The 1,696-nt window shown below is 46.9% G+C and carries 2 protein-coding genes and 2 pseudogenes; all 4 read left to right on the top strand.

The window, feature by feature from the left end; all coding sequences use genetic code 11:
• Window positions 1-103, top strand: a pseudogene (locus ACJ8PE_RS24990) (integrase); the annotation flags it as partial.
• An 18-nt stretch (window positions 104-121) separates the two neighbouring features.
• Window positions 122-304 carry a hypothetical protein gene (locus ACJ8PE_RS24985; RefSeq protein ID WP_064291332.1) on the top strand — a complete coding sequence of 61 codons (183 nt, stop codon included), beginning with the start codon at window positions 122-124 and terminating at the stop codon, window positions 302-304.
• Complete coding sequence (locus tag ACJ8PE_RS24980) at window positions 304-741, top strand: type IV secretion protein Rhs (protein WP_197760550.1); 438 nt, start codon at window positions 304-306, stop codon at window positions 739-741. The genes ACJ8PE_RS24985 and ACJ8PE_RS24980 overlap by 1 nt, the downstream gene beginning before the upstream one ends.
• Window positions 742-1,112: 371 nt before the next feature.
• Window positions 1,113-1,696: pseudogene (locus ACJ8PE_RS24975) on the top strand (type IV secretion protein Rhs); the annotation flags it as partial.

Here is a 1,696-nt window from a genome sequence, read left to right as displayed (position 1 = left end):
ATATAACAACGAGCGGCCTCATGAATCCCTGAACAACCTGACGCCGGCAGAGTACCGGCTGATGGCTGAAACACCGGATATCTCAAAAAGTGCATGGAACTAAAGCCGGGATGCTTACAGAATGACCACCCTTGATGGTAAAACAGGGTTTAGGATTGAATATGATGAGAGAAGTGGTGCTCATATCAATGTCTTTAGTGGGAAGGATAAGGGAGAGCACTTCTTATTTGATGCAAAAGAATCTACAGTAACTAAGCTTCAGGAACTATTTGATTTCCCGTCGAAACCGTGGAGAGGAATGTAATGACACTTGATGAAGAAATTAGAAATAAAATAGGTGAGAAATCTATTTTTTTTAATATCGTAGATGATTGGGAATCGATTGCCGATGAGTTGTCAGATTCTTTCGAATGGACTGGCTCTAAGATAAGCTGGTCTAAAACAAAAGAACATAAGTTTATTAAGTTACATGGAGACTATCAGTCATGGTTATCTCAGGTGTCTTCTTTTTTAGAGGATAATGCAGTAAATAGAGAAATTGCCATGAGCGATGAGATTTACTACATCAATGATTCTTCTCTGGATTTCTCAGTTAAGATGAACTCTGATAAAATTCATGAATTTCTTGATTTTGCCTTAAAAAATATACCTCAGCATCATTATTTCTTTGAAAGAAATAAAAAGTGGTGCCTTGTAATTAGTTCTGAAGGTTATGTTGATTTTGGTATTTCTGGTAGGTGAGGTGTTGTTGGGATAGACGTCGAATAACCTTATAAAACAGTTTAAATAAACATCGTTCCTTGAAAGTTAATTAAAAGTTCGATGTTTATTTCACTGAAAACCACCTATGAGCTAGACAGGTAGAACCAGGCCGACGTGCTACCCCGAACATTCAATTGAAAACTATTCTGTGAATTTGGAGAAAAAATGGTGGGAGGTGTGGCGACCTGAAATTAATAAGATAGTTAATGGTGGTAAAGATTGTTAGAGTTTTACAACAAATTTGAGCAACATTGAATATGAGATGTAAGGTAGAGGCTTGAAAAGGAGGTATTAGGCTCTTTAAAAATAAAAAAGAGGAAGAGTAAAAACATTAGATTGTTAGTTGCATCAAAGGCCGCCTGCTGCAACACCGAGAACCCAATCAGGGCAAACCGGGCGTGCGGCTGGTGTACGATCTGGCGGATAACCTGCTGGGCGAACGCAGCCCGCAGAGCGACATCGACGCGCACCTGCCGCTGGCGCCGATCGCCGATAACCGGCTGACGCACTGGCAAAAACTGTTTTACCGTTACGACGCCTGGGGCAACCTGATCAGCCGGCGCAACGGCCTGTACGAACAGCACTACCGCTACGACGCCGACAACCGACTGGTGCAGGCGCACGGCCGCGGCCCGCAGGGCGAGTTCGAGGCGCAGTACCATTACGACGCGCTGGGCCGCCGCAGCCGCAAGGCGGTGCGCTACAAGGGCAAAACCGAACAGACGACCCGTTTCCTGTGGCAGGGCTACCGGTTGCTGCAGGAGCAGCGCGACGACGGCAGCCGCCGCAGCTGGAGCTACGATCCGGCCAGCCCATGGAGCCCGCTGGCGGCGCTGGAGCAGGCGGGCGACAGCCGCTCGGCAGATATTTACTGGTATCACACCGATCTGAACAGCGCGCCGCTGGAGGTGACCGACGCGGCGGGCAACCTGTG

It is taken from the genome of Serratia sp. CY74737 (assembly GCF_052166775.1).
Classification (GTDB): domain Bacteria; phylum Pseudomonadota; class Gammaproteobacteria; order Enterobacterales; family Enterobacteriaceae; genus Serratia; species Serratia ureilytica.
The sequence above is the reverse complement of the archived record's forward strand: the minus strand, read 5'-3'. Positions and strand labels throughout refer to the sequence as shown.

What these genes read in the sequence shown, in the direction of transcription:
- ACJ8PE_RS24985 (WP_064291332.1), top strand. Translation starts at nt 122, where the DNA reads ATGACCACCCTTGATGGTAAAACAGGGTTTAGGATTGAATATGATGAG.
- ACJ8PE_RS24980 (WP_197760550.1), top strand. Translation starts at nt 304, where the DNA reads ATGACACTTGATGAAGAAATTAGAAATAAAATAGGTGAGAAATCTATT.